The organism is Segeticoccus sp. (genome assembly GCF_035708005.1).
In genome coordinates, this window is record NZ_DASSTI010000074.1 from 68,337 (window position 1) to 91,988 (window position 23,652).

The following is a 23,652-nucleotide window of genomic DNA, read 5'->3' on the forward strand; positions in this document are numbered from 1 at the left end:
CGTCAGCGCCTCTCATCCTCGTTCCGACGGCGCGAATCCGTCGTCAGGCCGCCTTCGTGGTCCAGGTCCGGCTCCCCGAGCAGACTGTCCAAGGTGTTCTTGTCAGGAGTCGGCGAGTCGAGCTCCGCAACCTCCGGGTGGTGCAGGTCGAACGCCGGCCGCTCGGAGCGGATCCGCGGGATGGAGTCGAAGTTGTGCCGGGGCGGCGGCGACGAGGTCGCCCACTCCAGCGAGCCTCCGTAGCCCCACGGGTCGTCGCTCTCCACCAACGGTGCGTACTTCGCCGTCTTCCACAGGTTGTAGAACCACGGGATCATCGACGCACCCAAGATGAACGCACCGATCGTCGACACGTCGTTCATCCACTGGAACCCGTCCTCGGGCATGTAGTCAGCGTAGCGCCGCGGCATGCCGATGACACCGAGCCAGTGCTGAATGAGGAAGGTGGTGTGGAAGCCGATGAACAGCAGCCAGAAGTGGATCTTGCCGAGCCGCTCGTCGAGCATCTTGCCGGTGAGCTTGGGCCACCAGAAGTAGAAGCCGGCGAACATCGCGAACACCACCGTGCCGAACACGACGTAGTGGAAGTGCGCCACGACGAAGTAGGTGTCGGAGATGTGGAAGTCGAGCGCGGGACTGGACAGGATGACACCGGTGAGACCACCGAACAGGAAGGTCACCAGGAAGCCGAGCGACCACAGCATCGGCGTCTCGAAGCTGAGCGACCCGCGCCACATCGTGCCGACCCAGTTGAAGAACTTCATGCCGGTGGGCACCGCGATGAGCATGGTCATGACTGCGAAGAAGGGCAGCAGGACCTGACCGGTGGCGTACATGTGGTGCGCCCACACGCCGACCGACAGGGCCGCGATGGAGACGGTCGCCATCACCATGCCCTTGTAGCCGAACAGCGGCTTGCGGGAGAACACCGGGAAGATCTCGGTCACGATGCCGAAGAAGGGCAACGCGATGATGTAGACCTCCGGGTGTCCGAAGAACCAGAACAGGTGCTGCCAGAGCATGGCACCGCCGTTCGCGGGTTCGAAGATCTGACCGCCGAGGATCCGGTCGACGCCGAGCCCGAACAACGCCGCCGCCAGCACCGGGAAGGCCATGAGCACGAGCAGCGACGTGACCAAGATGTTCCAGGTGAAGATGGGCATCCGGAACATCGTCATGCCGGGGGCGCGCATGCAGATGATGGTCGTGATGAAGTTGACGGCACCGAGGATCGTGCCGAACCCGGTCATCGCGAGTCCGAACACCCACAGGTTGCCGCCGAGGCCGGGGCTGTAGGTCGTGTCGGACAGCGGCGCGTAGGCGAACCAGCCGAACGCGGCCGCGCCCTGCGGGGTGAGGAAGCCGGCGCACGCGATCGCCGCGCCGAAGAAGTACAACCAGTAGGAGAGCATGTTCAGCCGCGGGAACGCGACGTCCGGCGCGCCGATCTGGATCGGCATGATCGCGTTCGCGAAGCCGGCGAACAGCGGAGTCGCGAACAGCAGCAGCATGATCGTGCCGTGCATCGTGAACAGCTCGTTGTACTGCTGCGGGTCCTGCACGATCTGCAGCCCCGGCTCCCACAGCTCGGCGCGGATGAGCAGTGCCAGCACGCCGCCGAACAGGAAGTAGAAGAACGAGGTGATGAAGTACAGGTTGCCGATGACCTTGTGGTCCGTCGTCGACAGCCACGAGGAGACGAGCCGCCCAGGGGTCCGGGCACGTCGGGGGGCGCCCGCCCTGGTCAGCTCCGGGGCGGTGGTGATGGTCGCCATTACTTGCTCCTGTCGCTCTTCGGCAGGAGTTTCTGCTCTCCGTGCACCAACTTGGATCGACCCAAGGAGGTCGGGAGCTGGCCGACGTTGCCCTCCGCCTTCAGCTTCGCCATGTGCTGCTGGAACTCCTTCTCAGGAACGACCTTCACGTTGAAGAGCATCGCCGAGTGGTAGGCGCCGCACAGCTCGGCGCACTTGCCCTGGAACGTACCGGTCTCCGTCGTGTTGACGGCGAACTTGTTCACGCGCCCCGGCATGATGTCCATCTTCATGAGGAACTGGGGAACCCAGAACGAGTGGATGACGTCGCGCGAGGTGAGCACGAACTCGACCCGCTTGTCGACCGGCAGCCACATGGTCGGCAGCTTCTTCTCGACACCGGGCTTGCCGGTCAGCTCGGCCTGGGTGCCGGCTTCGTAGGTGTTGGGCTCGACGTAGTTGAAGTCCCAGCTCCACTGCTTGCCGACGACGTTGACGGTCAGGTCGGGCTTCTTGCTGGTGTCGAGCAGCTGGACGTCGTAGCGCTGGGTGTAGGTGAAGAACACCGCGATCATGAACACCGGAACGACGGTGTAGAGGATCTCGATCGGCACGTTGTAGCGCATCTGCACCGGCAGGCCGATGTCGTCCTTGCGGCGGCGGTAGCGGATGACCGACCAGATGATCAGCCCCCACACGAGCACGCCGACGCACAGGGCGGCGATCCAGCCGTTCACCCAGAGCCGCTCGACCAACAGGGACTGCTTGGTGACTCCCTTGGGCAGGAAGCCCCGGTGCAGGACAGGGCTGCAGCCGCTAAGGGCCACCGCACACAGCGCCGCCAGACCGGCGGCCACCAGTGCCCGCCGCGGCTTCACGCGCGCGGAAGTGTCATCGTGCCGACGCAACGGACGCACCTTCCATGAAATCGACCAGCAACACGGGAACCCTACTCCAGCGTGACCCGGTGGTGCGCGCAGGGTTGACCATGTCGGACCGGGTGTCGAGACGGGTGTCGGGACGGGCCGCGACGTGCTCACGCGAAGGCGGGCGGCAGCTCCGCGAGGAGGGCCCGCTCGAGGCGCGCAAGGTAGTCCGCGCGGCTGGTCTCGACCACCCCGAGCGTGGCCAGGTGGCGGGTCCGCCACTGCACGTCGATGAGGCGGCACGGGTCCCCGTCGGCGAAGACGAGGTCGGTCAGCGCCCAGACGGCCACCTTGGACGCGTCGGTCGCCCGGTGGAACATCGACTCCCCGGCGAACAGGCCGCCGATGGCCAGCCCATAGAGACCCCCTACCAGGTCGGGCCCCTGCCACACCTCGACCGAGTGGGCCCACCCCAGCTCGTGCAACCGCGTGTATGCCGTGAGCACGGCCGGGGTGATCCACCTCCCCCGCCGCTGTGGCGCGGCACAGCCGCGCACCACGTCGGCGAACGCGGTGTCGACCCGCACCTCCATCGACCGGGCCGAGCGGCGCAGGGAACGGCTCGCGTGGAAGCCGCCGGGCAGCAGCACCCCCCGCGGGTCGGGGCACCACCAGCCCATCGGGTCGGTGCCGTTGTCGCCGAGCCCCATCGGGAACATCCCTGCCCGGTACGCGGCGAGGATGGTGCCCGGCTCGAGGTCGGCGCCCACCCCCACGAGGTCCTCCCCCGGTTCGGCGGCGGACACACGCAGGTCCCAGGCCGTCGGAGGTGGCTCCACGGGCACGGACGGCACTTTCGGCGTGATGGTCAGGGACGCAGGCAGTGCAGGTGCGGTCGGACGACGTCGGCGGCGCCTGCGCCGTAGGCCTCGGCGAACCGGGCGAGGAACCGCTGCTGCCCCAGCTCGTACTCCTGGGTGCCGACCGTCTCGATGACGTAGGTGGCGAGCATCGAGCCCACCTGGGCGCACTGCTCGGCCGGCAGGCCCCAGCCGAGACCGGCGAGGAAGCCGGCCCGGAAGGCGTCGCCCACCCCGGTCGGGTCGGCCGTGCGGGCCTCGCGGGCGATGGGCACGTGCACCGGGTCCTGACCCTTCGCCGCGACGGTCACCCCGTCCCGGCCCTTGGTGATGATGCGGGTGTGCACCCGCTCGGCGATCTCCGCCGGGCTCCAGCCGGTCTTCTGCTCGGCGAGGGCGGCCTCGTACTCGTTGGTGAACAGGTAGGTCGCGCCGTCGATGAGCTGGCGGATCGACTCCCCGTCCATCCAGGCCAGCTGCTGGGAGGGGTCGGCGGCGAAGGGGATGCCACGGCTGCGGCACTCGGCGGTGTGGCGCAGCATCGCCTCGGGGTCGTTCGGGCTGACCACGACGAGGTCCAGTCCGCCGAGCCGCTCGGCGACGGGCCCCAGCTCGATCGCGCGGGCCTCGCTCATCGCGCCGGCGTAGAAGGTGGCGATCTGCGCCATGTCGGAGTCCGTCGTGCACACGAACCGGGCGGTGTGTCGCACCTCGGAGACGAGGATCGAGTCGCAGTCGACGCCGTGGCGCACCAGCCACGACCGGTAGTCGCGGAAGTCCTCCCCCACGGCGCCGACGAGGATCGGGCGCAGCCCCAGGTTGCCCATCCCGAAGGCGATGTTCGCCGCCACCCCACCCCTGCGGATCTGCAGGTCCTCGGCGAGGAAGGACAACGAGATCTTGTCCAGCTGCTCCACGACGAGGGAGTCGGCGAACCGGCCCTCGAAGGTCATCAGGTGGTCGGTCGCGATGGAGCCCGTGACTGCGATGCGCACGACAGCGAACCTATCGTGTCGGCCGGTCAGCGCCCGGTCGGCGTCACCGGCGCCAGCTGGTCGGCCACCCGGGCCACCAGCTCGAACCACGCCTCGTCCGGCTCACCCGGGGCGCTGACGATGGCCTCGTCGACACCCAGCTCGGCAAGCCGCCCGAACCGGTCGACCGCCTGGTCGACGGTGGAGGCTCGCTCCGCGCCGTCCCGCGCGAGCCGCAGCCGGCCGAGCGTCGTGCGCCGGAGGTCGGCGTAGTCGCGGCCCTCCCGCTCGCAGTGCTCGCGCAGCACCGCCAGCTTGTGCGCGATGGCGTCGTGGCCCATCTCGAAGATGTTGCAGGCGTCGGCATAGCGGGCCACGAGCCGCAGCGTCTTGCGCTCCCCCGTGCCGCCGATGAGGATCGGCGGGTGCGGCCGGCTCAGGGCCGGGGGGCTGTTGAGGGGACGGTCGAGCTGGTAGTGCTTCCCGGCATACCGGCCCTGCTTGCCCTGCCACATGTGCAGGGCGATCTGGAGCGTCTCCTCGAGCCGTTCGAAGCGCTCGGCCACCGGCGGGAAGGGGACGCCGAGGCCGCGGTGCTCCTCCTCGTTCCAGGCGGCTCCGATGCCGAGGTTGGCGCGGCCGCCGGAGAGCACGTCGAGGGTCGTGACGGTCTTCACGAGCAGGCCGGGGTGGCGGTAGGTGACGCCGGTGACGAGGGCGCCCAGCCGGACGCGGTGGGTGCAGGCGGCGGCGTAGGCCAGGGCCGTGTAGCTCTCGAGCATCTCGTGCTCCACCGGGCCGACCATGGGGATCTGGAAGAAGTGGTCCATCACCCACAGGCTCGCCAGGCCGGTCTCGTCAGCGGCGCGGGCCACCCGGCCGAAGGCCGGCCCGAGCGCTTCCGGGCCGCCCGGCCAGGTGAAGTTCGGGACCTGAAGACCCAGTCTCATGGGCCCACGGTGCGCGTCCCGGGCGCCCAGGGCAAGTGCTCGGGCGCGCGACCCTGCGGGCGCGACCGTGCGGGGTGCGGGGACGCGAGCGGCCGGCATACCCGCGGGTATGCCGGCCGCTCGGCTGGTCCGGTGGGGCACCACCCGTGGTGCCCGACCGGCCGGTGGCTCAGCTGAAGCTGTCGCCGCAGGCGCAGGAACTGCCCGCGTTGGGGTTGTCGATGGTGAAGCCCTGCTTCTCGATGGTGTCGGCGAAGTCGATCGTGGCGCCGTCGAGGTAGGGGGCACTCATCCGGTCGACGACGACCTCGACGCCGCCGAACTCCGCCACGAGGTCACCGTCGAGCGTGCGCTCGTCGAAGTAGAGCTGGTAGATCAGCCCGGAGCATCCGCCCGGCTGCACGCCGAGCCGCAGGCGGAGGTCGTCACGGCCCTCCTGCTCAAGCAGGCTCTTGACCTTGGTGGCGGCCACGTCGGTCAGCACGACGCCGTGCGTGGGAGCAGCCGTGGGGGCCTCCGCGGCGTCGGGGCGGACCTGGGTGTCGACCTGGTCAGTCATGTGATGCGTCCTCCGCTGTCGATGTCTGGGCTGCCGATTCCCGCGGTTCCCGGCTGAACGCGTCAACTCGTGAAGGGCGGGATCTGTTCCCGGTGCCTCCAGCGTACGTCGCGGCCCGCGGTCCGTGCGACCGGGCGCGCCACGTCAGCCCGCGGGTGACCAGGTGCCGGCCACGCGTCGCGCCCGCGCGGTGAGCGTGCCGACCGGGTCGGCGAGGGCCGCCGCCACCTCGTCCGGGTGCTCGGCCACGGCGTAGCTGCCGGTGATGCCGAGCGCCATCGTCTCCCGCCGGCCGACGTGGACCTGCCCGGCCAGCACGATGGTCGGCACGGCGTGCGCCAACGCCGCCTCGGCCGCCCGGCTGACCACCGTCGCCTGCAGGCTGTCGTAGTCGAAGCTGCCCTCGCCGGTGACCAGCAGCTGGGCGCCGCGGAGCACCTCGTCGAAGCGCACCGCCTCGAGCACGGCGTCCACGCCGCCCACCGGACGGGCCCCGAGGAGCAGGAGCCCGTACCCGAGACCCCCGCCGGCCCCGGCGCCGGGCTGGCGGTCCAGTCGCCGGGTCTCACCGGTGAGCAGGTCGGTGCGGGTGGGCAGCACGCGGCCCGCGACCTCGGTGAACCGTCCGAGCGCCGCCTCGAGCTGTTGCGCCTGCTCCGGCGAGGCCCCCTTGCGTTCGCTGAACACGGCGCTGGCGCCCTTGAAGCCCAGCAGCGGGGAGGCGACGTCGGCGGCGACGACCAGCTCGACCCCGGCGAGCCGCTCCCGCACGGCGGCCAGCTCGCCCAGGGCGCCGTCGGGCAGGTCGGCGAGGGCCGCACCCCCGCGGTCCAGGGCCGCACGGGAGCCCGCCCCGAGGGCGGCGAGCATGCCCGCTCCCCCGTCGTTCGTGCCGCTGCCCCCGATCCCGACGACGATCCGGTGCGGCTCCTCGGCGAGGGCCGCCTCCAGCAGCTGCCCCACGCCCGCGGTCGTGGTGCGGGAGGGATCCCGCTCCTCCTCGGCCAGCAGGTGCAGCCCGCAGGCCTGCGACGCCTCGAGGTATGCCGTGCGCCCACCGCCGCGCCCGCCCTCGCCGGGCCTGCCCCCGTCGTCCACGACGAGCACCGCCGCGGGCACCTCGCGCCCCAGCGGGTCGCTGACCGACACGCTCACGGTGCGGCCGCCGCGGGCCCGCAGGAGCACGTCGAGGAAGCCGGGCCCCCCGTCCGAGAGGGGCAGCACCCCGAGCTGGTCGCCGGGGGACTGCTCGCGCCACCCCGCGGCGATCGCCTCGGCCGCCTGGGTCGCGGTGAGCGTGCCGGAGAAGCTGTCAGGGGCGATCAGGACGCGCACGGCGCCATCGTCGCAGCCGACGCGCCGCGACCGAGCCTCAGGGCCGGGGCACCCGGTCCAGGCGGGTGAGCAGACAGGGGCCCCCGTCATACAGGCCACCGTCGATGCCGAGGACGAGCCGGTCGGCGTACTGCAGCGGGCCGGTGACCTGCGCCGACGGTGTCCCGGTGAGGCTGGCGAGGACGGAGTGGCCGTGGACCATCCGCTCCCCGCCGTAGGTGGCGAGCATGTGCCGGGCCAGGGCGCCGCCGTCGCGGCCGCGGTAGGCGTGGCGTTCGGTGAGCCGCCGGAACAGCTCCCACCACTCGGTCAGCTCGTCGCCGTCGAGGACGTCGCGCACCGCCTGGTTGACCGCGTCGACGGTGCGCCCGTAGTGCAGGTAGCTCCGTGTGTCGGAGTGCACCAGCAGCCACCCGCCGTCGACGGCCATCGCCGGCAGGGCGGCGAGCCACGCGGCCCGCTCGTCGCACAGCCGCTGCTGGTCGCTGAGCCGGCCCCCGTTCACCGTCCAGGCGAGCGCGAAGCTGCGCGGCCGGCCGGTGCCGCCGGGGACGACCTGCCCGCCGAACTTCCGCACGGCCAGCGCCATGACGTCGTGGTTGCCGAGCACGGCTGCCACCCGGCCGCCCTGATCGGGGGCCTGCTGCTGCAGGGAGCGGACGAGGTCGATGACGCCGACCCCGTCCGGGCCGCGGTCGAGGAAGTCCCCGAGCACCCACAGCACCGCCGCTCCACCGGTCCAGCGGTCCGCCGCGTCCACCAGCCCGGCGTCGAGCAAGGCGTGGCGCAGCTCGGTGAGGTGGCCGTGGACGTCGCTGACGGCATACATGGGGGACGGGCTGCTCGCCGCCATCCCTCCACCGCCGCCGTCCACGACCTGATCAAAGCAGAGCGGGAGCGCGGGCGGCAGCGGAACGACGCGGGCAATCCGCGCCGGCGTGCGGACGCGTGGCGCGGGCCGGCGACCGGGGTGGTGCTCGTAAGGTGGTCGGGCCCCGTCCCCTGCCTGCTGGAGAGTCGTCACCGTGGCCCACACCCCCGCCGTCGAGGTCTGCGAGGACCGGTCCGCCTGGGACGAGTTCGTCCTGACCCATGCCGGACACCCGCTGCAGCTGTGGGGCTGGGGCGAGGCGAAGGCCGCCCATGGCTGGCGGGTCGAGCGCGTGCTGGTGCGGGCCGACGGCGGTGGGCTGCTGGGCGGTGCGCAGGTGCTCTTCCGTGCGCTGCCGTTCCCGCTGAAGTCGCTGGCCTACGTGCCGCGTGGACCGGTGGGGCCGGAACCGGGCCGGGCGCGGGTGCTCGAGGCGCTGGCCGGGCACGTCCGGCGCAGCCACGGCTCGGTCGCGCTGACGGTCGAGCCCGACTGGACCGAGGTCCCGGCCGAGGCAGCCGCCGCTGGCTGGCGCCACTCCGACAACACCATCCTCATCCCGCGCACGCTCATCCTCGACCTGACCAAGGACGAGGACGAGCTGATGAAGGCGATGGCCAAGAAGACCCGGCAGTACATCCGCAAGTCGGCTCGGGAGGACCTTGAGCTGCGGGCGGTGACGGCGCCGGAGGAGCTCGAGGCGTGCCTCGTGGTCTACCGGCAGACCGCCGAGCGGGCGGGATTCGGGCTGCACCAGGACGGCTACTACCGCGACGTGGCCCGGATGCTCGGCGAGCACTCCCCCGTCTTCGCCGCGTTCTCGGGCGGGGCGCCGGCGGCGTTCGTGTGGCTCGCGGCCAGCGCCGAGACGGCGTTCGAGCTCTACGGCGGCATGACCGAGGAGGGGCAGCGGCTGCGGGCGAACTATGCCCTGAAGTGGCACGCCATCCAGGCGATGCGCGAGCGCGGTGTGCGGCGCTACGACGTCAACGGGCTGCTCAACGACGGGATCAGCCACTTCAAGCAGGGCTTCGCCGACCACGAGGACCTGCTCGCCGGCACCTGGGACCGTCCCCTCTCCCCCCTGTATGCCGTGTGGGACCGCGGGCTGCCCCTCGCCCGCCGGGCGCTGCGGGGCGTCGGCGACGTCCGGGGGCTCGCTGCTGGACAGCTGGCTCGGCTCGGACGAGGTGCCGAGGGGTCGACGGAGGGCTAGCGTCGCGCAGATGGAGAGCGCGTCCGCTGCCGACAGTTTCGACGTGATCGTGATCGGGGCCGGACCGGTCGGGGAGAACGCGGCCGACCGCGCCGGCCGGGACGGGCTGCGGGTCGCCATCGTCGAGCGACGGCTCGTCGGCGGCGAGTGCAGCTACTACGCCTGCACCCCGAGCAAGGCGCTGCTGCGCCCGGTGCTCGCCCAGCACGCCGCCGAGCGGGTCGAGGGTGTCACCGGCGCCCGCCTCGCGCCCTCGGCCGTGCTGCACCGACGCGACACGTGGATCTCCCACCTCGACGACAGCGGCCAGGTCAGCTGGCTGGACGACGCCGGGATCACCCTGCTGCGCGGTCACGCCCGGCTCGTCGGCGAGCGCGCCGTGGAGGTCGACGGCCACCGGCACGAGGCCCGGGTTGCTGTCGTGCTCGCCACGGGCAGCGACCCGGCCCTGCCGGACATCCCGGGCCTGCGCGACGCGCAGCCGTGGACGAACCGTCAGGCGACCACCGCCGAGGTCATCCCCGAGCGGCTGGTGGTCCTCGGCGGCGGCGTCGTCGCCTGCGAGCTGGCCACCGCCTACGCCGCCCTCGGGTCACGGGTCACGCTGCTCCAGCGCGGGCCGCGGCTGCTCGGCCGCGCCGAGGACGTCGCCGGCGAGTTGGTCGCCGATGGCCTGCGGGCCGCAGGGGTCGACGTCCGGCTCGGCGTCCAGGCCACCACGGTCCAGCGGCCGCGGCCCGGCGGCGAGGTGACCGTGCAGTGCGACGACGGCGAGACGGTCACCGGCGACGAGCTGCTCGCGGCCCTGGGCCGGCGACCGGCCACGGCGGACCTCGGTGTGGACACCGTCGGGGCGACGATGGACGACAGCGGCTACGTCGTGGTCGACGACACCTTGCAGGTGACCTCCGTGGCCGGCGGCTGGTTGTACGCCTGCGGTGACGTCACCGGCCGCAACCTGCTGACCCACATGGGCAAGTACGACGCCCGGGTCTGCGGCGACGTGATCGCGGCTCGCGCCGCGGGCCGACCCGACGACGGGCCGGGCATGCGGGCGTGGGCCGACCACCTCGGCCCGCCCCAGGTCGTCTTCACCGACCCCGAGGTCGCCTCGGTGGGGCTGACCAGCAGCGCCGCCCGGGAGCGCGGGCTGCGCGTGCGCACGGTGGACGTGGACATGTCCTCGGCCGCGGGCGCTTCCCTGCAGGCCGACGGCTACACCGGCTGCGCCCGGATGGTCGTGGACGAGGACCGCGGCGTGCTCGTCGGCGTCACGTTCGTCGGGCAGGACGTGCAGGAGATGGCGCACGCCGCGACCATCGCGGTGGTGGGCGAGGTGCCACTGGACCGGCTCTGGCACGCCGTGCCGTCGTTCCCGACGATGAGCGAGGTGTGGCTCCGGCTGCTGGAGCAGGCCGGCTGCTAGAAGTACTCCAGCAGGTACGGCCGCGCCGCGAACGCCGCCTCCAGGGCCGCGTCCGCCTCCGGCGCTCCCCCACTGGCCAGACCAGCGGAACGCAGCACGGCTGGGGGCGTGCCGGCATACAGGGCGGCGAAGCCGCGCGGACCCAGCCGTATGCCGTCCCACGGCGACCGCTGTCCACCCACCTGCTCGAGCGCCCCACGGCCGTCGGCCACGATGAGGCGCCAGGTGCCCGAGGCGTCGGGCAGCACCGGGTCCTCGAGGGTCAACGTCACGTCGAGGTCGAGGCCGGAGGGGAAGCCGCGGCCGGCCACCGCCGCGGCGGGGTCGAGCACACGGAACATCCACCGCTCGACCCGGACGTCGTGCCCGGCCTTCTCGGCGAGCAGCAGGGGAAGAGCGTCGTGCGGGGCCAGGTAGGCGTGCACGGTCGGGGCGACCGACGACCCGGACCCGACGACGGACCAGAGGGCGCGCAGCGACTCCTCGCGCTCGGCGAAGACGCAGGAGACCGTCAGGTCGCCGCCCGACCACTCGTAGAGCGCGAGTCCGTCCTCGGTGCGGTAGGCGAACACGTCCGGCTCGGAGAGCTCACGGCGCAGGTCGGCCTCGGTGTAGACCCGCGGGCCGCTGGAGCGGTGACGGGCGTGGTGGCGCCGCACCAGCTCGACCAGTTCGGCGGACTCGTCGGGGCCCACCCGGCGCACGGGCACCGGCGGCGTGCGGGCGACCGACTCCAGCAGGCGCAGCGCCGCCGAGGGGAAGCTGTAGCGGTGCTGCGCGCCGGCCAGCTCCCAGCCCAGCTTGCGGTAGGGCGGCATCGTGGCCGGGTACAGCGCCGAGACCGCGTCGCCGAGTTCGACCATCCGGTCGGTGAGGCCGCGCATGAGCAGGCTGCCGACGCCGCGCCGGCGGTACTCGGGTGCGACGACCACGCCGGCGACGCCGCCCATCGGCAGGGGCCGGCCGCCCCAGACCTGCTGGAAGGGGCGGGCCTTGGCGTGGGCGACCAGCTGGTCGCCGTCGAACACCGCCACCGCCCGGTGCGTCTCGATCGCCTGGCGCTGCGCCCGCTCCCACCAGGGGCGGTCGGCCGGGGGCAGGATGCCGAACGAGCGGTTGCGCACGTCCAGCGCCGCCTCGAAGTCCCGCTCGGTCAGGTCGCGCAGCTGCAGGTCACTCACCCGCGCGACTGTAGCCAGTGCCGACCGGCGCCGTCGCAGGATTTGTCGCACCACCGCCGGTCAGGGCGCGCACCGACGCGGGCACCGGTCGGCCCGGCCCGAGGTCGGGGGCCGGCTCCGGTGCCTCGTAGACCCGGCGGATCGGCACGACACCGGCCCAGGCCGGGCCGGCGACGTCGTCCTCCTCGTCCTCGGGCCAGCCGTCGGACACCTTCAACGACCAGCGCTCGATCGGCAGGGCCAGCACGAGCGTCGCGGCGAGCTCCTTGGCCGTGGACTCGCGAACCTCGCGCGACCGCCCGGGGATGAGGGCGTCGGTCAGCAGGGTCAGCGCGGCGGCCTTCTCGGTGCCGACGACCGGGTGGAACCGGCCGAACAGCACGGCGCTGCGGTAGTGCACCGAGGACTCGAACGCCGACCGCGCCACGACCAGCCCGTCGAGGGCCGTCACGGCCACGGAGGCCGGTGCCCCGGCCGCGAGCGCACGCATCCAGCGCGAGCCGGTCGAGCCGTGGATGAGCAGGTGGTCACCGTCCCGGGCCATCGCGGTCGGGATCACCACCGGCTGGCCCTCGGCGACCAGGCCGACGTGTGCGACGAGTGCCTCGTCGAGCAGCGCGTGGAGGACGCCTCGGTCGGTGACGCCCTTCTCGGGCAGCCGGGTCAGTTCGGTACGCACGCCACGATAATCGTGGCGGTCTCAGCCGCCGTCAACAGAATTCGTCGTGACACGCCTCATCAACGTGCCTATCCGGCGGATCAGCGGGTCGCGCCCGCCGCGACGACCATGCCGGTGCCGTCCACGAGCGGGTTGTTCGCCGACGGCACGCGCTCGCCCTCCGGCGGGGGCCCCGGCGGGCTGCCCTCGCCGAACGGCCGGCCGCCGAGCTTCTCCCGCCCGTGCGGCTCGCCCCAGACCGTCAGGTCCGGGCCCGCCGGCACGATCCGGGTCGGGTTGATGTCGGTGTGCACGCAGTAGTAGTGCTGCTTGACCTGGGTGAAGTCGGTGGTGTCGCCGAAGCCCGGGGTCTGGAACAGGTCCTTGGCGTAGTCCCACAGCACCGGCTGCTCGGAGAGCTTGTTGCGGTTGCACTTGAAGTGGCCGTGGTAGACGGCATCGAACCGCGCCAGCGTGGTGAACAGCCGCACGTCCGCCTCGGTGATCGTGTCGCCGACGAGGTAGCGCTGCGTCGCCAACCGGTCGGAGAGCCAGTCGAGGGCGTCGAACAGTTGGTGGTAAGCCGCGTCGTAGGCCTCCTGGGTGCCCGCGAACCCAGCACGGTAGACGCCGTTGTTGACGTCCTCGTAGACCCGCTGGGACACCTCCTCAATCTCGTCGCGCAGCGGCTCGGGATAGAGGTCCGGGGCCCCCTCGCGGTGGTAGGCACGCCACTGCGTCTCCATGTCGACGGTGATCTGCGGGAAGTCGTTGGTGACGACCTTGCCGCTCGAGACCTCCACGATTGCGGGGACCGTGATGCCGCGCGGGTAGCCGGGGAAGCGCTTCTCGTAGGCCTCCTTGAGCCGGTGCACCTTCAGCACCGGGTCCACCTCACCGGGGTCGAGGTCGAAGGTCCAGCTGTCCTTGTCGTGGGTCGGCCCGGCGAGCCCCATGGACAGCACGTCCTCCAGCCCGAGCAGCCGGCGCACGATGATGGTCCGGTTCGCCCACGGGCAGGCGCGCGCCGCGATCAGCCGGTAGCGACCCGGCTCCACCGGCCACTCGCCGGAGCCGTCGGCGGTGATCCGGTCCTGGATGTAGTTGGTGTCGCGCTCGAAGCTGTCCTCGACGTAGCTGCCGGCTCTGGTCGTCTCCTGCGTCTGCGTCATACCGGTCCCCTACCCCTCGTTGCCCGCCAACGAACCCAGCCGCGCCAACAGGGCCGCCTCGGCGAGGCACACGCGTTCGAACTCGCCCAGGTGCAGGCTCTCGTTGGCGCCGTGCGCGCGGGTGTCCGGGTCCTCCACCCCCGTGACGAGGATCGCGGCGTCGGGGAACCTCTCGGCGAACGCGGCCACGAACGGGATGGAGCCGCCGACGCCGATGTCGACCGGGTCGGTGCCCCACGCGTCGGCGAACGCCGCCCTCGCCTGGTCGTAGACCGGTCCCTGGGCGTCCGCGGCGAAGCCAGCGCCCTCGTCGTCCAGCGCCACGCTCACCTTGACGCCCCACGGCGCGTGCTCCTCCAGGTGGTTGCGCAACGCCTCGTATGCCGTGCGCGGGCTCTCGCTCGGAGCGATCCGCATCGACACCTTGGCGCGGCAGGACGGGGAGAGCAGGTTCGCGGCCCTGTCCACACTCGGGGCGTCGATGCCGATGACGGTCAGCGACGGCTTGGCCCACAGCCGGTCCAGCAGCGACCCGGTGCCGATCGTCTGCACACCCTCGAGCAGCCCGGAGTCGGCGCGCAGCTGCTCCTCGGTGAAGTCCAGGTCGGCGGCGGTGTCCTCGCGCAGTCCCGGCACGGCGACGTTGCCGTGCTCGTCGTGCAGGGTGGCCAGCAGCCGGCACATGGCGGTGATCCCGTCGGGCACGGCGCCGCCGAACATGCCGGAGTGGATGCCGTGGTCCAGGGCGTGGGTCTCGACGACGACCCGAACCAGGCCACGCAGTGTGGTGGTGAGGGCCGGGGTGCCGATCGCCCAGTTCTGCGAGTCGGCGAGGACGATGGCGTCGGCCGCCAGCCTGGCGCCGTGCCGCTCGAGGATCCGCGGCAGGCTGTCGGAGCCGATCTCCTCCTCGCCCTCGACGAACACGGTGACGCCGACCGGGAGCTTGCCGGCGTGGGCGCGCAGTGCCGCGATGTGCGCCATGATGCCGGCCTTGTCGTCGGCGGCACCCCGGCCGTAGAGACGGCCCTCACGCTCGATCGGCTCGAACGGCGGGGTGTCCCAATCCGCGTCGTCCCCCGGCGGCTGGACGTCGTGGTGGGCATACAGCGTGACGGTCGGGGCACCCTCGGGCCCTGCGACGTGCCCGATCACGGCGGGGCGGCCGCCCTCGGTGACGATGTCGACGTCGAGGCCCTCGGCCCGCAGCAGCGCGGCCACCGCCTGCGCGCTCGCCGCGACGTGCTGCTGGTCGAACGCGTCCAGGGAGACGCTCGGGATGCGGGTCAGCGCCTCCAGGTCGGCGCGCACCTGCGGCATCAGCGCGTGGACGCGATCGGGGAGACCAGCGGCGGAGGAGGTGGTGGGGGCGGGGGCGTCAGTGGGTCGGTCCGTCACGGACGCGACTGTACCGATCGGGCTGAGCGTTCCTGGCCTGCGTTGCCCGGTGCTTGCCCGCTGGGAGGCGCGGTTCGGGGCGAGGGCGTGTGACGACATACAGTGTGGGTCGTGTTCGGACGTAAGAAGGCCGCCGACGACGAGGCGCCGACAGCCGTGAAAGAGGAGCCGTCGCGCCCGGGCGCGAAGAACCGGCCCACCCCGAAGCGGCGGGACCAGGAGGCGGCCCGGAAGCGTCCACTCGTGCCCAGTGACCGCAAGGCGGCCACCAAGGAGGACCGCGCGAAGGCCCGCGACGAGCGGATGAAGCAGCGCGAGGCGATGATGCGCGGCGACGAACGCGCGTTGCCGCCGCGGGACCGGGGGCCGGTCAAGCGCTACATGCGGGACATGGTCGACCGCCGGTGGAACCTCGGGGAGTTCCTGCTGCCGTTCATGGTGATCGTGCTCGCGCTGTCGTTCATCCAGCAACCGTGGGCGCGGACGACCGTCTACTACGTCGTCTACTTCCTGGTCGTCATCGCCGTGGTCGACTCCTACCTGCTCTGGCGCCGGATCAAGAAGGGCGTGCAGGAGCGGTTCCACGAGCCGCCGCCGCGGGGTTCGGCGATGTACGCGATCATGCGCTCCTTCCAGATGCGGCGCTCCCGGATCCCGCGCCCCGGCATCAACCGCGGCGGGACTCCGCGCTGAGCGGAGACAGCTCGTTCGCCGCCGGCCGCGGGCCGTGGCTCGCGCGGCTCGGCAACCTGCGCAACGTCGTCCGGCAGGAGCTGGTGACCCGCCAACTCGCGGCGCACCTGCCTGCCCAGGGCCAGGCCACCCCACCGCCGCGTGCCGTCGACGTCGGCGCCGGTCAGGGCACCCAGGCCCTCGCGCTGGCCGCGCGAGGTCTGCGGGTCGACGCGGTGGAGCCCGATCCCGAGATGCGTCGGGCGCTCTCGGACAGCGTCGCGAAACAGGGCGCTGCCGGCCGGCCTGGCACCGGACGGGTGCGCGTCGTGGCCGGATCACTGGGTGACCTGCCAGAGCAGGTCCGGCACTAGGCATACGACGTGGTGCTGTGCCACGGGGTGCTCATGTACCTGGCCGACTCGGCGACTGCGGTGCGCACACTCGCCGCGCTGGTCGCGCCCGGCGGGGTGATGTCGGTGGTGACGCGCAACGCGGAGGCCATGGCGTGGCGGCCCGCGCTGCGGCGGGACTGGGCCGGAGTGGTGACGATGCTCGACGAGCTGGAGGGGTCGCGGGGCGAGGGACGCTCACCGGGCTACGACAACGAGATCGGGGTGCACGCCCGCGCCGACTGGCGTACCGAGCTGGTGCGGCTGCTCGAGGAGGCGGGGCTGGCGGTGGAGGAGTGGTACGGCGTTCGGGTCGCGACCGACGGTGTGTCGGTGGACCAAGCGGTGCCCGAACCCACAGAGCTGGCACGGTTGCTCGACGCGGAGGAGCGGCTCGGGAGCACCGACCCCTACCGGCGGCTCGGCACGCTGATGCACCTCGTGGCGCGCCGACCGGCTACCTGACGTCCGGCACCGTGCTGCCCCGAGCGTCCAGCTCGGCCACCAGACGCTTCGGCGCGGTGTTGCGGTAGGACGCGTCGACGAGTTCGCGGACCTCCTCCCAGTCCGGCGTCGCGGCACGCAGGTCGAGACCGACCCAGCCGGAGGCGCCGACGTAGGCGGGCGCGAAGAAGCGCTCATCCTCCAGCAGGGCGCGCCGCTCCTCCTCATCCGGTTTGATGACGACCGACTGGTCCCACACGCGGGACTGGTGGTCGCCCTTCACCGATGCGCCGTACATGACGAAGACCTTCTGCGTGAAGAAGACCGGCCGGCCGTGCGACTCCTTCTCCGCCGCCTCGGGGAAGGCGAGCGCGATCTGCCGGAGGCGGCGCAGCCACGGGTCCTGGTCGTCATACCGCCTGGGGTGGGCCATCCCGGAAGCCTAGTGACCGGCGAGCGGTCGGGGGCCGATGATGAGGGGAGCCTCCGGAGGACCAGAGCCGCGAGAGCCTCCGGAACAGCGCAGGATCGGACACGACGGGAGCGAGGACGACCATGGCGGGGACCGACCCGACGACCGTGCCGGAGGGGCTGCCGGTTCCGGCGGACGACGGTGCGGCCGACCACCTGCCGGGCGCGCTGATGCCCTCGCTCACGCTGCGGAGCACCGAGGGCGACGACGTGGCCCTGGACGCGCTGGGTCCCGGCCGGACGGTGGTGTACGTGTACCCGCGCACCGGTCGCCCCGGCGAGCCGTTGCCGGAGGGCTGGGACGACATCCCGGGCGCCCGTGGCTGCACCGCTGAGTCGTGCGACTTCCGCGACCACCACCTCGAGCTCGGCCGAGCGGGGGTGGAGGCGGTGTTCGGCCTGTCCAGCCAGGACACGGACTACCAGCAGGAGATGGTGGTGCGACTGCGGCTGCCCTACCCGGTGCTGTCCGATCCCGAGCTCGAGCTCGCGGCGGCGCTGGGGCTGCCGACCTTCGAGGTGGCCGGGATGCGGCTGTACAAGCGGCTCACCCTCATCGTCCGCGACGGCCGGGTCGAGCACGTCTTCTACCCGGTGTTCCCGCCGGACGCACACGCCACCGAGGTGCTGCGCTGGCTCGCTGCCCACGGCGGGTGAAGTGGGGCGGGGTCGCGCGCGGCGGGCCGGGTCGCTGCGGCTGGCTGCTGACGGGTCCGGTCTGTGCGGCTGTCGGCGCCCCGCGGCAGGATGACCCGGTATGACGACCCTCGGCCTGATCTTCCCCCCGTCCCGCCCGCCCGAGCAGCTGAAGGCGACTGCCCGCGCCGCTGAGGACGCCGGCCTGGAGCAGCTCTGGCTCTGGGAGGACTGCTTCAAGGAGAGCGGGATCGCAACCGCCGCCGCCGTACTGGGGTGGACGGAGCGGCTGGCGGTCGGGATCGGGCTGCTGCCGGTGCCGCTGCGCAACGTCGCGCTGACCGCGATGGAGCTCGCAACGATCGAGCGGCTGTTCCCCGGCCGGCTGGTGCCCGGTGTCGGTCACGGCGTCCTGGAGTGGATGGGACAGGTGGGGGCGCGCGCCGAGTCGCCGATGACGCTGTTGCGGGAGTACACGCTGGCCCTGCGTCAGCTCCTCGCGGGTGACAAGGTCACGGTGGAGGGGCGCTACGTGCGGCTCAGCGAGGTGGCACTCGATTGGCCGCCCGCGGCGCCGCCGTCGGTGCTCGTGGGCGCCGTCCGCGACAAGACCGTCCAGCTCGCCGGCGAAGTCGGCGACGGGGTGATCCTCACGGACGAGGCAAAGCCGGAGCGCGTTCGCGAGGTCGTGCGGGCCATCGCCGACGCTCGCGCCTCAGCCGGACGGGGCGCCTCGGGTGGGCGTGGCGCCTCAGCCGGGCGGGGCGCCTCGGGTGGGCTCGATGTCGGAGACCGGCGCGATGCTTCAGCGGAACCCGCTTCCTCGGACGAGCCCGGTACGGACGCCGCGGTGACGTCCGCGACCCAGGTCGTCGCCTTCATCCCGGTCGACCACGGGCTCGACGCGGCGGGAGTCGCCGACGTGGTGGGGCGATATGCGGATGCTGGAGCAACGCACACCATCCTGCTGGCCGTCGGTGACGACGAGCAAGGCATCGATCTGGCGGACTACGCCCGCTTCGTCGCCGCGGAGGTCCGCCCCCTCGTTCCGTGAGCGGCGCCCCCGCTCGACGGGCGGACGTGTGGTGACCGCGGCGCGCACGTCATCCGCCCGTGCGCCCGTTCCCCGCACCCCGCGGCATCCACCGGCTCGGACTGCCCGGATGCCCTCCGCCGGACTCACGGTGGCCCCTATCAAAAGGGTGGTGGTTCGTCGCTCGATCGGTCGTCGGCGTCCCGGGGCCGGTGGGTGTTGGTGAGTTCGTCGTAGTCGCAGGGGGCGGTGGTGTGGGTGCGGCCGGTGGCAGTGGTCCAGATGCACAGTCCGGCGCTGTTGACCTCATAGGTCCAGTAGCCGCGGGTCTTGCGGTTGTGACCGCGGCGGGTCAGGGCGTAGAGGTTCGCGGCGCTGGTCGGGCCGCCGGTGGGGTTGCCGTCGGGGTCGCTGGTGTAGGGCCGGTGGTGGTCCAGGTCCACGGTGGGCCAGTGCGCCGGGGTGGTGGAGCCGGGTTCTCGGGTGGTCCCGTCGCGAGTGCGGACCTGTTCGGCCATGGCCGGGTCGGGGCGGTAGCGGTTCACGGAGCGGTCAAGCGCCCACCCGGTCAACGGGTCGGTGACGATCCGGGACCACACCGAGCCGGGCGCGAACGCGATCCGGCGCGCCTGGACGGCATCCACCGGCCCGTAGCCGGCCAGCTGCCCGACACCGTCCTCCACCCCGAGCAGGGTCTCCAGGGACACGGTCAGGCTGACCTGGGCCGCCGGGAGCTCCCCGACCGCCCGGTACACCGCCCACCGGTCCTCAGCCTCTGACACCGGACCCTCGGGCGGGGCGGTCCCCGCCGGGGTGGAGGCGTCGGCGTCGGTGGGCGGTGCGCAGGCCGAACCGTGCACCGGGCCAACCGCGCCGGCGGTGGTGCCCCTGCTGGGGGTCACCGCGGGGAGGGGTGGGACGGTGCCATGGGTGAGCAGGTCCAAGGCGACGTCGGAGCGCAGCTGGTCCAAGGTGCGCCGGCCGCCGTCGTGGGCGCGCACGGCGCGGGCGATCGCCTCGAGGCGCTCCCGCGCGGCGACCACCCGGGGCGCGTCGCCGGTGATCGCCAGCTCGGCGGTGCCGTCCTCGGAAAGACTCGTCCAGGCGCCGCGGTCGGCGACGGCCTGCTGGTGGGTCTTCTCCCGCACGACCGGGTCCTGGTGCTTGAGCACCCGGCGGCGCAACCGGCCTCGGAACTGCGGATGCGACCACGGGTTGCCATCGGGGCGGCACCCCAACACCTCGACCGCAATCTGGTCGGCGTCCGCGGGGTCGAGCTGGTCGGTGGCCTGCTCGACGATCTGCGCCCGGTAGAACTCACACCGCCCCGCCCGCATCGCCGCCCGCGCGGCGGCCGTGCGGACCGGCGCTGCGGTAGCGAACCCGACCAGCTTCTGACACTGCCCCCGACCCGCGCCGGTGGCCGCCTCCACCTCATCGACCGTCAACGACCGCGCTCGCGCCAACGCCTCGCCGCGCCGGCCCGCGGGCAGGTCAGCCTCGCCCGCCGGCCCGCCGGCGGTGACCGACCGCAACTGCTCGAACAACACCCGGGCCGCGTCCACCATCACCGCATCGGCCCACCCCCGCATCGCCCCGGCGGCCTCCACGACCGCCAGCGCCGCATCACCGTCCACCCCGACCAGCCCACCCGGAGCGGCCGCGGCCAGCAGCGCCCGCAGCGCCGCCTGCACCGGCTCAGGCATCACCTCCTCACCCACCGCGACCGAGGCGCCGGGCTGGCTGCCGGTAGCCTCCGGCAGCGGGTCGGCCACACCCGGAGAGCCGGGCGAGGAGCCGGCGTGGCCGGCATACCCCTCCACCCAGCGCACCCCGGGCACCTCGGCGACCAGCCGCTCCCACGCCGCCGTCAACACCCCCTCCAGCTCGGCCTCCAACGCCGAGTCCACGCGCGCCGTCACCACGCCCACCCTCACCACGCCGCCGGTGCCGCCGACGCCCGAGACGCCGTCGTCGGCCGGGCCCTCGTTCTCCGCCATGCCGCCTCCCCTCGACCAACGGTGCTTCGACCAACCGTGCTTCCAACTGATGTTCGAAACACTAGACCCGCCCACCGACAGGACCCCCTCCTGTGGCAGCCGGGACGGGACCGCGCGGTGGGCCGCCCGACCTCAGTGCGACGGTTCCGACCCCGCGATGTCCCACACGTGGTGGTGCACCTCGTGGGCATCGCGTCGGACCAGGTCCGCGGCGGTCACCGTCCCGAGCACCGGGTGCTGCACCAGGACCTCTTGGGGCACCACCGCGGCGGCCTCTGCCCAGTCACGGGCGACGCGTTCGAGCACCACGAGCCCGACGGCCGGTGAGAGCTGCTCGTAGCGGCGAGCCTCGGCGAGAGACCGCTCGTCCCAGCAGACAAGACCCCAGTCCGGCTCGAGGGCCACGGTCAGCAGTCGCTCGGTCCCGACCCGGAGAGCGTCCACGAGGTGCCAGACGTACATCGCCGCCGACCACCGGCCGTTCACCCGTCGGTACGGGTCGGACACGGCAGAGAGCGCGACAGCCACTGTCGCGGGAGCTGCCGTCACGTCCTCGACAGCCCCAGAGGCGCTGCCGTTCCAGTCGAAGCCGCACTCCTCGCACACGGGGACAGCGGGTTGCCACCGCATGACGCGACCGTACCCCCGCGCCTCCCGGCCGCGACGCCGTGCTCCCCGGGCCCCACGCGCGAGGGCGGCATCACCGCCCCTCGAGGACCGCCTTCAACCTGGCGAGGTCCTCGTGGACCGCAGCGGCGTCGGCGGCGAACTCCGCATCGCTCATCCCCGGCCGGAGCCGCAGCGTGAACACGACCTCGCACTCATCCGCCCCGTCCGGGATGACCCGCATCGGGTTCAGCACGCTCTCCCCCGACGGCAGCACCACCTCGTGGTCGAGCACCCCGAACTGGTTGCGGGACGCGAAGCGGACGGTGACCCGGCCCATCGGGGACTGCGTGGACCACTCCCCTTCCGGCGACTGCTCAACGGTCGCGCCGGCCAACCCCGCCGCCCACGTCGGCAGGTTCCGGGGGTCGGCCGCGTAGTCGTAGACCACGTCCGCCGGACGCTCGATGGCGATGCTGAGGTGCTGGGAGCGGACGTTCATGTCGCCAACGTAGGTGGTGCGACCGACGTCAACGGTGCAACCAGGACGGCGCACCCGACGTCACGCACGCCCGACGTCACGTCGGCCGCGCGGCCACGTCCGCGAACGCGGCCGGCCGTCGCGTCATGGGATACGTCGCGAAGTACAGCCGGTCCACGAGGCCCTCGTGGTCGCGGACGACCTCGAGCAGCTCACCGCGTTCGCGTCCCTCGACCGCCCGGAACCGGTCCAGCCCGTCGGGCTCGAACCGCGTCTCGGACAGCTTCGGCCCGCCCGGGACCCGCGCCCACAGCTGGTCGTCGCGGACCTCGAGGACGATCTCCGACCCCTCGGTCCACCAGCTGCCCAGGATCCCGTCGAGGTGGGGCTGCGGTGACGACGGCTGCCAGACTTGGTCGGCCTCGGGTTCGCGGTCGAGCACGGCGGCTACGAGCTGACCGGCCAGACCGAGCGGTTCGGCGCCCGCCGTGGAGTTCGCGAACACCACCGCCCCCACGCCGTCCGAGCGGCGGACGCGCAGGCCGGTGACGAAGCCGGGCATACCGCCGGCGTGACCTGCCATCACCCGCCCACCCACGCGCTGCAGGTCGTAGCCGAGGCCGTATGCACGGGTCCACTCCTCGGGGTCGATCATGATGAGCGGCCGGCACATCTCGTCGACGGTGTCGGGCCGCAGCACCTCCTCGACCGGGTCCGCGAGGAACGCGGCATAGCGCCCCAGGTCGGCGACAGTGCTCCACAACCCGCCCACCGGCGCGGTCGCGGCCAGCTCGACGAGCGGCTCCTCGACCGGGACGCCGGTGTGCGGGTGCACGTAGTAGCCGCGTGCCCGCGACTGCTCGTCCGGCACCAACCCGGTATGCCGCATCCCCAGCGGCCGCAGGATGCGCGCCCTGACCGCCTCCTCCCAGGGGCGGCCGTCGACCTGCTCGACGATCTCGCCCAGCAGGGCGTAGGCGAGGTTGGAGTAGTGGAACGCGTAGTGGGCGGGCAGCACCTGCTCGGCGTCCTCCAGCTCGCGCAGGAGCCGATCGCGGTCGGGTGGCTGCAGCCCCTCCCAGATCCGCCCCACCGGCTCGCGCTGCAGCCCGGACGCGTGAGCCAGCACCTGCCGGACCGTCACCGCGCCGTGCCGGGTCCCTGGCAGGAACGTCGACAGCGGAGCGTCGAGCGACAGCTTCCCCTCGTCGCGCAGCGCCATGAGGACGACCGCGGTGAAGGTCTTGGTCACCGAACCGATCAGGAACTGGGTGTCGTCGTCGGCGGGAGCTGCCGGGTCCAACCGGCCGGAGCCGACATGGGCCGACCACCCCAGCCGGCCGTGCCGCACGACACCCACGCTCAGGCCTGGGGTGCGCCAGTCGTGCTGGGCCTGTCGGGCGAGCCGGTCCAGTTCCCGAACGGTGCTGTCCTGCAACGGTTCTGCCGGAGGACTCATTCGGCGGCCCGGAGGCTCATCGGACCGTAGACGACCTCGTTCTCGTGCAGCAGCGTGACCGTCTCCACCCCCGCGTCGGCCAGCTCGTGCCAGGACTCCCCCAGCCAGCTCTCGGCGTCGCTCTGCGTGGGGAACGGCGCGATCGTCGAGCCGCCCGGCGTCATCGGCGCCCCGTTGGCGTCCTGGTAGGTCCACGTCCACGAGTCCGTCATGGCCTCAACACTAACCAGCGCCTGCG

The 23,652-nt window shown here is 72.6% G+C and carries 25 protein-coding genes; 7 read left to right on the top strand and 18 right to left on the bottom strand.

Annotated elements, in window-relative coordinates; genetic code table 11:
* Positions 1-2 precede the first annotated feature (2 nt).
* The 8 genes from ctaD to VFL99_RS08400 all read right to left on the bottom strand — a co-directional run bounded on the left by ctaD (position 3) and on the right by VFL99_RS08400 (position 8,151).
* Positions 3-1,775, bottom strand: coding sequence for an aa3-type cytochrome oxidase subunit I (ctaD, locus tag VFL99_RS08365; RefSeq protein WP_325105883.1), 1,773 nt, complete (start codon positions 1,773-1,775; stop codon positions 3-5).
* Entirely contained in the window at positions 1,775-2,671 is an 897-nt protein-coding gene (gene ctaC / locus VFL99_RS08370) for an aa3-type cytochrome oxidase subunit II (protein WP_325105884.1), read from the bottom strand. Before ctaC ends, ctaD begins: the two co-directional genes overlap by 1 nt.
* A 119-nt stretch (positions 2,672-2,790) precedes the next feature.
* The gene (gene aat / locus VFL99_RS08375; protein ID WP_325105885.1) at positions 2,791-3,465 is read right to left on the bottom strand and encodes a leucyl/phenylalanyl-tRNA--protein transferase; all 675 of its coding nucleotides are present in this window, start codon (positions 3,463-3,465) and stop codon (positions 2,791-2,793) included.
* A 23-nt stretch (positions 3,466-3,488) separates the two neighbouring features.
* Positions 3,489-4,475: a carbohydrate kinase family protein gene (locus VFL99_RS08380; protein WP_325105886.1), complete on the bottom strand. Its 987-nt coding sequence runs from the start codon at positions 4,473-4,475 to the stop codon at positions 3,489-3,491.
* Positions 4,476-4,501: 26 nt separating this feature from the next.
* Entirely contained in the window at positions 4,502-5,404 is a 903-nt protein-coding gene (locus tag VFL99_RS08385; RefSeq protein WP_325105887.1) for an LLM class F420-dependent oxidoreductase, read from the bottom strand.
* Between the two features lie 169 nt (positions 5,405-5,573).
* Positions 5,574-5,963 (bottom strand): HesB/IscA family protein, encoded by a 390-nt coding sequence (locus VFL99_RS08390; protein WP_325105888.1) that lies wholly within the window; start codon positions 5,961-5,963, stop codon positions 5,574-5,576.
* A 144-nt stretch (positions 5,964-6,107) separates the two neighbouring features.
* Positions 6,108-7,298 carry a glycerate kinase family protein gene (locus VFL99_RS08395; RefSeq protein ID WP_325105889.1) on the bottom strand — a complete coding sequence of 397 codons (1,191 nt, stop codon included), beginning with the start codon at positions 7,296-7,298 and terminating at the stop codon, positions 6,108-6,110.
* 37 nt (positions 7,299-7,335) lie between these two features.
* On the bottom strand, positions 7,336-8,151 hold the full coding sequence (locus VFL99_RS08400; protein ID WP_325105890.1) for a metallophosphoesterase: 816 nt from the start codon (positions 8,149-8,151) through the stop codon (positions 7,336-7,338).
* 172 nt (positions 8,152-8,323) lie between these two features.
* Between VFL99_RS08400 and VFL99_RS08405 the strand changes: the two genes are divergently transcribed.
* Together VFL99_RS08405 and VFL99_RS08410 are read left to right on the top strand one after the other, a co-directional pair.
* Positions 8,324-9,385, top strand: a complete 1,062-nt coding sequence (locus VFL99_RS08405; RefSeq protein WP_325105891.1) for a lipid II:glycine glycyltransferase FemX — start codon at positions 8,324-8,326, stop codon at positions 9,383-9,385.
* Positions 9,386-9,395: 10 nt separating this feature from the next.
* Positions 9,396-10,811: a dihydrolipoyl dehydrogenase family protein gene (locus tag VFL99_RS08410; RefSeq protein ID WP_325105892.1), complete on the top strand. Its 1,416-nt coding sequence runs from the start codon at positions 9,396-9,398 to the stop codon at positions 10,809-10,811.
* On the opposite strand, the gene VFL99_RS08415 is transcribed toward VFL99_RS08410, so the two are convergent.
* From VFL99_RS08415 to VFL99_RS08430, 4 genes are all read right to left on the bottom strand, one after another.
* Positions 10,808-11,992: a GNAT family N-acetyltransferase gene (locus VFL99_RS08415; protein ID WP_325105893.1), complete on the bottom strand. Its 1,185-nt coding sequence runs from the start codon at positions 11,990-11,992 to the stop codon at positions 10,808-10,810. The genes VFL99_RS08410 and VFL99_RS08415 overlap by 4 nt on opposite strands.
* Complete coding sequence (locus VFL99_RS08420; protein WP_325105894.1) at positions 11,985-12,671, bottom strand: pyridoxamine 5'-phosphate oxidase family protein; 687 nt, start codon at positions 12,669-12,671, stop codon at positions 11,985-11,987. The genes VFL99_RS08415 and VFL99_RS08420 overlap by 8 nt, the downstream gene beginning before the upstream one ends.
* 80 nt (positions 12,672-12,751) lie before the next feature.
* Positions 12,752-13,822 (bottom strand): glutathione S-transferase family protein, encoded by a 1,071-nt coding sequence (locus VFL99_RS08425; RefSeq protein WP_325105895.1) that lies wholly within the window; start codon positions 13,820-13,822, stop codon positions 12,752-12,754.
* Between the two features lie 9 nt (positions 13,823-13,831).
* Positions 13,832-15,220 carry a dipeptidase gene (locus tag VFL99_RS08430; RefSeq protein ID WP_325105896.1) on the bottom strand — a complete coding sequence of 463 codons (1,389 nt, stop codon included), beginning with the start codon at positions 15,218-15,220 and terminating at the stop codon, positions 13,832-13,834.
* A gap of 111 nt (positions 15,221-15,331) precedes the next feature.
* On the opposite strand from VFL99_RS08430, the gene VFL99_RS08435 reads away from it, so the two are divergent.
* The 3 genes from VFL99_RS08435 to VFL99_RS08445 all read left to right on the top strand — a co-directional run bounded on the left by VFL99_RS08435 (position 15,332) and on the right by VFL99_RS08445 (position 16,749).
* A complete protein-coding gene (locus VFL99_RS08435) occupies positions 15,332-15,913 on the top strand; it encodes a DUF3043 domain-containing protein (protein ID WP_325105897.1) in 582 nt (193 codons plus the stop codon).
* Positions 15,914-15,996: 83 nt separating this feature from the next.
* The gene (locus VFL99_RS08440) at positions 15,997-16,266 is read left to right on the top strand and encodes a class I SAM-dependent methyltransferase (protein ID WP_325105898.1); all 270 of its coding nucleotides are present in this window, start codon (positions 15,997-15,999) and stop codon (positions 16,264-16,266) included.
* A 9-nt stretch (positions 16,267-16,275) separates the two neighbouring features.
* Complete coding sequence (locus tag VFL99_RS08445) at positions 16,276-16,749, top strand: class I SAM-dependent methyltransferase (protein WP_325105899.1); 474 nt, start codon at positions 16,276-16,278, stop codon at positions 16,747-16,749.
* On the opposite strand, the gene VFL99_RS08450 is transcribed toward VFL99_RS08445, so the two are convergent.
* Entirely contained in the window at positions 16,742-17,161 is a 420-nt protein-coding gene (locus VFL99_RS08450) for an MmcQ/YjbR family DNA-binding protein (RefSeq protein ID WP_325105900.1), read from the bottom strand. The two genes, VFL99_RS08445 and VFL99_RS08450, sit on opposite strands and share 8 nt — an antisense overlap.
* 122 nt (positions 17,162-17,283) lie before the next feature.
* Here VFL99_RS08450 and VFL99_RS08455 point away from each other — a divergent pair, with 122 nt between their 5' ends.
* Both VFL99_RS08455 and VFL99_RS08460 read left to right on the top strand, forming a co-directional pair.
* Positions 17,284-17,856 carry a peroxiredoxin gene (locus VFL99_RS08455; RefSeq protein ID WP_325105901.1) on the top strand — a complete coding sequence of 191 codons (573 nt, stop codon included), beginning with the start codon at positions 17,284-17,286 and terminating at the stop codon, positions 17,854-17,856.
* A gap of 100 nt (positions 17,857-17,956) precedes the next feature.
* Positions 17,957-18,889 carry an LLM class flavin-dependent oxidoreductase gene (locus tag VFL99_RS08460; RefSeq protein WP_325105902.1) on the top strand — a complete coding sequence of 311 codons (933 nt, stop codon included), beginning with the start codon at positions 17,957-17,959 and terminating at the stop codon, positions 18,887-18,889.
* Positions 18,890-19,029: 140 nt separating this feature from the next.
* Here the strand turns inward: VFL99_RS08460 and VFL99_RS08465 are convergent, their stop codons facing one another.
* The 5 genes from VFL99_RS08465 to VFL99_RS08485 form a co-directional block, all read right to left on the bottom strand.
* The gene (locus VFL99_RS08465; protein WP_325105903.1) at positions 19,030-20,868 is read right to left on the bottom strand and encodes a hypothetical protein; all 1,839 of its coding nucleotides are present in this window, start codon (positions 20,866-20,868) and stop codon (positions 19,030-19,032) included.
* 132 nt (positions 20,869-21,000) lie between these two features.
* Positions 21,001-21,498, bottom strand: coding sequence for a DinB family protein (locus VFL99_RS08470; RefSeq protein ID WP_325105904.1), 498 nt, complete (start codon positions 21,496-21,498; stop codon positions 21,001-21,003).
* A gap of 70 nt (positions 21,499-21,568) precedes the next feature.
* On the bottom strand, positions 21,569-21,976 hold the full coding sequence (locus VFL99_RS08475) for an SRPBCC family protein (protein WP_325105905.1): 408 nt from the start codon (positions 21,974-21,976) through the stop codon (positions 21,569-21,571).
* Positions 21,977-22,052: 76 nt separating this feature from the next.
* Positions 22,053-23,414 (bottom strand): serine hydrolase domain-containing protein, encoded by a 1,362-nt coding sequence (locus tag VFL99_RS08480; protein WP_325105906.1) that lies wholly within the window; start codon positions 23,412-23,414, stop codon positions 22,053-22,055.
* Positions 23,411-23,626: a hypothetical protein gene (locus tag VFL99_RS08485; RefSeq protein WP_325105907.1), complete on the bottom strand. Its 216-nt coding sequence runs from the start codon at positions 23,624-23,626 to the stop codon at positions 23,411-23,413. Before VFL99_RS08485 ends, VFL99_RS08480 begins: the two co-directional genes overlap by 4 nt.
* Between the last annotated feature and the right edge of the window lie 26 nt (positions 23,627-23,652).